The organism is Williamsia sp., assembly GCF_016462415.1.
Classification (GTDB): Bacteria; Actinomycetota; Actinomycetes; order Mycobacteriales; family Mycobacteriaceae; genus Williamsia_A.
This window is the reverse complement of record NZ_JAEMTF010000173.1, coordinates 1-4,775: the sequence shown is the minus strand read 5'-3', so window position 1 is coordinate 4,775 and position 4,775 is coordinate 1. Positions and strand designations below refer to the sequence as shown.

Annotated in this window: 3 protein-coding genes; all 3 read left to right on the top strand. The window is 67.4% G+C overall.

All coding sequences use genetic code 11. From position 1 onward, the window contains the following. Positions 1-370 precede the first annotated feature (370 nt). From JHC79_RS22640 to JHC79_RS22630, 3 genes are read left to right on the top strand one after another with little or no spacing between them, the layout of a single operon-like run. Positions 371-1,900: a tetratricopeptide repeat protein gene (locus JHC79_RS22640; protein WP_296395139.1), complete on the top strand. Its 1,530-nt coding sequence runs from the start codon at positions 371-373 to the stop codon at positions 1,898-1,900. Continuing rightward, complete coding sequence (locus tag JHC79_RS22635) at positions 1,900-3,099, top strand: MFS transporter (protein ID WP_296395137.1); 1,200 nt, start codon at positions 1,900-1,902, stop codon at positions 3,097-3,099. Before JHC79_RS22640 ends, JHC79_RS22635 begins: the two co-directional genes overlap by 1 nt. Continuing rightward, complete coding sequence (locus tag JHC79_RS22630; protein ID WP_296395135.1) at positions 3,099-4,685, top strand: hypothetical protein; 1,587 nt, start codon at positions 3,099-3,101, stop codon at positions 4,683-4,685. Before JHC79_RS22635 ends, JHC79_RS22630 begins: the two co-directional genes overlap by 1 nt. Positions 4,686-4,775 lie beyond the last annotated feature (90 nt).

The window sequence follows — 4,775 nt, the reverse complement described above, 5'->3', positions numbered from 1 at the left end:
CTGCGCTTCCCGGTGGTCGACCACCTACGCCAGTCGCACGGCCGAGGCTACCGAAGGGTCAGCCATCTGTCGCGTCCTCGACGGACGAACTCGACAAACTCGTTACGCGAAAGAAATACATTTTTTCCTGGACGAAACGTTGCCCCGGCTAATTTGTTTTCACTCTCGAGAGCCGAGGGCGTTCGCGATGAAGGAGATCACCTATGGAGATGACAGTTGACATGGAGCTGACGATCGACGAGCCGCAGGAAGAGAAGGTCGACTTCGCCGTCCTCTATGGCGGCAAGGCCGCCGGCCTCTGATCGCCGAACACGTGGGGTGCCGATCAGTGATCGGCGCCCCACGTTCGGTGTTTGTCGAAAGGGCCGAGATGATCACCATCAGTGCGCTCGGAACGTCGGAGTTCGCGTTTCCGGTCGTCAAAACGTTGCTGCGAGAGCTCGGAGTGGGACCCGGTGACGCCCATGAGCCTGCGGTCGCTCGCGGGCTGCGCATTCTGTTCCCTCTCGACGGGACTCTGGCGTCCTCCGTCCGCGGTGCCGCGACCAGCCTGACTGACGCTGCGACCACCGACTCCCAGATCCGCTTCTTCCAGCACCACCGAGCGCTCCGGAGCTTCGTCGGGACCGCGCGGTGGGTCGCCGACGTACACGGGCCGATAAGTGTGCGCGTCGTCGACGGCGCGACGCTCGCCGACTCCGACCGCGCGTTCCTCGATGCGGCCGTTCGCAGTGCGGCCTGGCGGGTCGCGATCGAGTTCGATTCGGACACTACGGCGGTCGTACCCGGAGACGACGGGGATCAGTTGCGGGTAAGTGCGCTGCTGGGGCAGTCCACCACCGCTGCCTGCGATGACCTGGTCCGCGCCGCATTCGAGTTCGTCAACGCCGGCGATGCGTGGTCCGCGGTCGCGATCGGCTCCCGGCTGATGCAGGTCGAGAAGTCGCCGCGGGTGTGGAACCTGATGGCGCTCGGAAACGCGATGCTCGACCGGACACTGGACGCCGAGTTCTATTACCGGCGCTGGGCCGACGACGGATCTGCGCTCGATCGCGTCCGAGCACTGTACGGGCTGTCGATGCTGTACGCGCGCCACCACCCTGTCGGCCTCCGGAGCATGCCGGAGAGCGGCCGACTCCTCGATGAGGCGTACTCGGTCCTCGGAACGCTCGACACCGCCACCAGGAACGATCAAGCCGTCCGGTTCGATGAGGTGTTCAACCGCAACGGCCACGCGCTCGTCCTCTTCCGTGAGGGCAGGGTCGACGAGGCCATCGAACTGCTGGAATGGGGCATCACGGAGTTGGCGTCGACCGACGAGAAGATCGCGATGCACCGCAGCGTGCTGGTCTACAACCTCGCCCAGTGTCACGTGCGACGCGGGGATCTGGCCGCGGCCATCGCGACGTACGACCGACTTCTGGAGGTCGACCCCCACATGCCGGAGTATCACCTGGAATACGCGCGATGTCTCTGCGCTGCCGACGACCTCGATGGGGCGATCGCGCAGTGCCGGATCGCACTCGACATCGATGACACACTCGCGACCGGATGGTCGCTTCTCGGTGTCTACCTGGGCCGCCAGGGTCGCCACGGTGAGGCGGCAGCGGCTCACCGTGGCGCACACACGAACACCCCGGATTCGCCGGGGCCGCAGCTCGACGCAACCTACGCATGGCTCCGGCACGGTGACGTCGCCGCGGCGGCAGAGGTGTTGTCGTCGATGGCACCACCGGCCGATCACAAGCAACGCGACCGATGGGCGCTGTTACACGCGGAGGTGCTGGTGCGGGAGGGGCGCGATTCCGACGCGCTCGCCGTGATCGACGACGCGCTGCGGGTGCATCCCGGATCACCTGCCCTGCTGGGGAATCGGGTAGCCCTTGCGGGACGGGGCTGATGCAGTTCTCGATCACCACGCGGCTGGCGGTGTACTCGCTTCTGTTTTCCTCCGGCATGTGGATGTCGAAGACCGCGCAGCCGTTGTACTTCGAGGCCGCAGGCGCACTGACCGCATTCGGTGCCGGTTACGCGGTGATGGCCGTGGCCGGTGGACTCTCGTTCTTCTGGGGTGCGCTCGCCGACCGAATCGGGGGTCTGAATCTCGTTCGCATCGGACTCGTGCTCTACGCCGTCGGACTGACCGGCCGACTGCTCACGGGTCTCGTGCCGGTCATCGTCTTCTCCGCCGTCGCGGGGTTCGGGGCGTCGGCGGCCCTGGTCGCCATTCGTCCGTGGATTCGAAGCATGGTCCCCGACGACGACATCCCGAGGTTGGTCGCGGTCCGGAACTCCACCAGCCAAGCCGGGGTGTTCGTCGGAACCCTGGGTGCCGCAGCGGTTCTCCTGCTCGGCGACACCGGGCCGACGGTTGCTCTCGCCCTCGCCCCGGTGCTCGTGCTCCTCGCTGCGCTGTGGCTGTCGGTCGGATCGGTTCCGGATGGTCAACGCACCCGCACCGATGCCGGGGACCCGCCACCGGACCACCAGAAGCCGACGCGCGGGCGGTCGCTCGCCATCGCGCTGATGGCGATCAGCGCGCTCTCCGGCCTCTACGTCAGCATGGTCACGCCCTACGTACCACTGATCCTCACCGGCGCCGGTGGCACCGCATCCGAAGCCGCGGTCGGCATCGCACTGCTCAGTGCATGCCAATTCTCCGTGTCGAGCGTGCTCGCGCGGTACGCGTCGCTGGGGTCGCGCCCGTTCGTGGCGTTCGTCGGAGCTGAGATCGCTGCCGGCGTGCTGACACTCGGGGTGTCTGCGCTTCTCGACTTCTCGTTCTGGATCGTCGTCGTCGCGTTCGTCGTCCGTGCCGCGATGGTCTCGATCGCGGTGGTGACCGAGGAGACCGTGCAGTACGCATTGGTGCCCGCGAACGGCTCGGGCCTGGTGTTCGGTCTGGCGCAGTCGGGCTTTCTGGCCGGCGACGCCATCGGTGGTCTCGTGGGCGCTCAACTATGGGAGGCGGGCGGCGGACAGCTGCTCCTGGAGGTGGCGGGTGTGCTCACCCTGGCCAACGCGGTACTCGTGGTCGCGCTGTTGGGCAGGCGGTGGAGTGCGCGATCCGAACTCGCGGCGGCGTCGACGGTCAGCTGATGATCGAGTGTGTGGCCGAGGAGGATCTCCTGATCCCCGTCGCCGTCACCGACGGCGTGTTCTGGTTCGTCGTGCCTCGCGATCGCCTGCTGTACTCCCTCGACGTCGGCGGGTACACCCGGGCCCCCCTGCCGACCATGGGCCGCGTATTCGTCGTGCCGGGTTCTGCTTGTGTGTTCCAACTCGACCATCAGGAGACGTCGATTCGGGTGACTCGCCGGTCCTTCCACCCGGATGCGGCCCCACAGAGTTGTCGGCTCGACTCTGTCCCGGCTGCGACGAGCCACGTTCTCCGCGAACTCATCCCGGGTCCTGCGACCGTCGCGGCCGTGTTCGACCCGATCAGCGGTCGGGGGCCGCGTACGGTCGTCGATCTCTGCGGCGGGGCGTCCGTATGCGTGGCTGCGGATCCCGCGTACCGCCCACATCGCCTTCTTCGTGATGGGGTGATCGCGGCACAGTCCTCGGATGGCTGGGCCCTGGTCGTCGGCGATCGGTTGTACAAGAGCGGGGGTGGGCGAATTCGCGGTACGACCGAGACCTCGATCCTCGTGTCGGACCGTCCCGATCTCGAACGTCGTTGGCGAGTGATCCACGTCGACTCCGAGACAACGGTCGCGGTGGGCGACGCGACGATTCTGAACGCGGCGATGGCTGGTGATGACCTGGTGTGCCATGTGGTCGACGCCTCAGGGCGTCAGGCGGTGGTGCGTCGGCGACACGGTACGTGGCACGAGGTCGCGTCGGGCGGCACCTCGGTGGTGCACGACATGGCGGGCGATGAGCCCGTCGTGCGCACCACCGGCGTGTCTCTCGGATCACGCTGGCGCTGCGGCGATTCGGAGGTGGCCGGTGCGGCGTCTTCGCGCCCCGAGATCGAGATGGCGGTGGTCAAGGTGTCAGGGCTGCCGACGGTGATCGTGCGCCGTCGGCAGGCCGCATCTCGTCGTCTGGTGGTGTCGCTGCACGGCGGTCCCGACAGTCACGAACTCGATGACCTGCGCTACGGCGGCCTGTATCGGGACCTCGCCGATGATGGTGCCGACGTGGCGGTGATCAACTATCCGGGGTCGGCTGATCTGGGCGTCGCTCTGCAGCGGCGCGCCTGGCACGACCGCATCGCTGTGAACGCCGCCGTCGTGTCCGCGATCGGCGGCCTCATGGCGAGCGGTCGCTACGAGAGTGTGTCGATCCTCGGCGTCAGTTTCGGCGCGTGGATCGGGTTGCAGGTGGCCGACGATGTCGGTGCCGACGTCGTGGTCGTGGCGTCGCCGGTGCTGGAGATGGGCGCACACATTCGACGCCACCGCGACGAGGTCGCCTTCGCCGAGTGGGCCGATCGGCGATTCACCTCGACTGATCTGCTCGACGGAGACCGCGACGCCGCGAACTGTCGATGCGCGGTGACCGCGGTGCTGCCCCGATCCGACGAGGTTGTCGGGCCGTCGACCGTCGCCTTCGCCCACGAGCGCGGATGGAACGTCGTGCCTGTGGACGGACGCCATTATCCGACAACGGGCACCGAGGCCATCGGTCGATGGTCGTTGCTCCGTCGGGCGTTGACGCCACCGCACCCTGGGCCGTGATGGATCCCGACGTGTCGAACGCTCAGCGATCGGCTGTGTTGTGCAGCCGTCGCGGATCGATGCCGGCGTCGCGCCACGCCTCGTACGCCC

Excerpts from the sequence above, each read along its gene's own strand:
- JHC79_RS22635 (WP_296395137.1), top strand. The coding sequence starts at position 1,900 with ATGCAGTTCTCGATCACCACGCGGCTGGCGGTGTACTCGCTTCTGTTT.
- JHC79_RS22630 (WP_296395135.1), top strand. The coding sequence starts at position 3,099 with ATGATCGAGTGTGTGGCCGAGGAGGATCTCCTGATCCCCGTCGCCGTC.
- JHC79_RS22640 (WP_296395139.1), top strand. The coding sequence starts at position 371 with ATGATCACCATCAGTGCGCTCGGAACGTCGGAGTTCGCGTTTCCGGTC.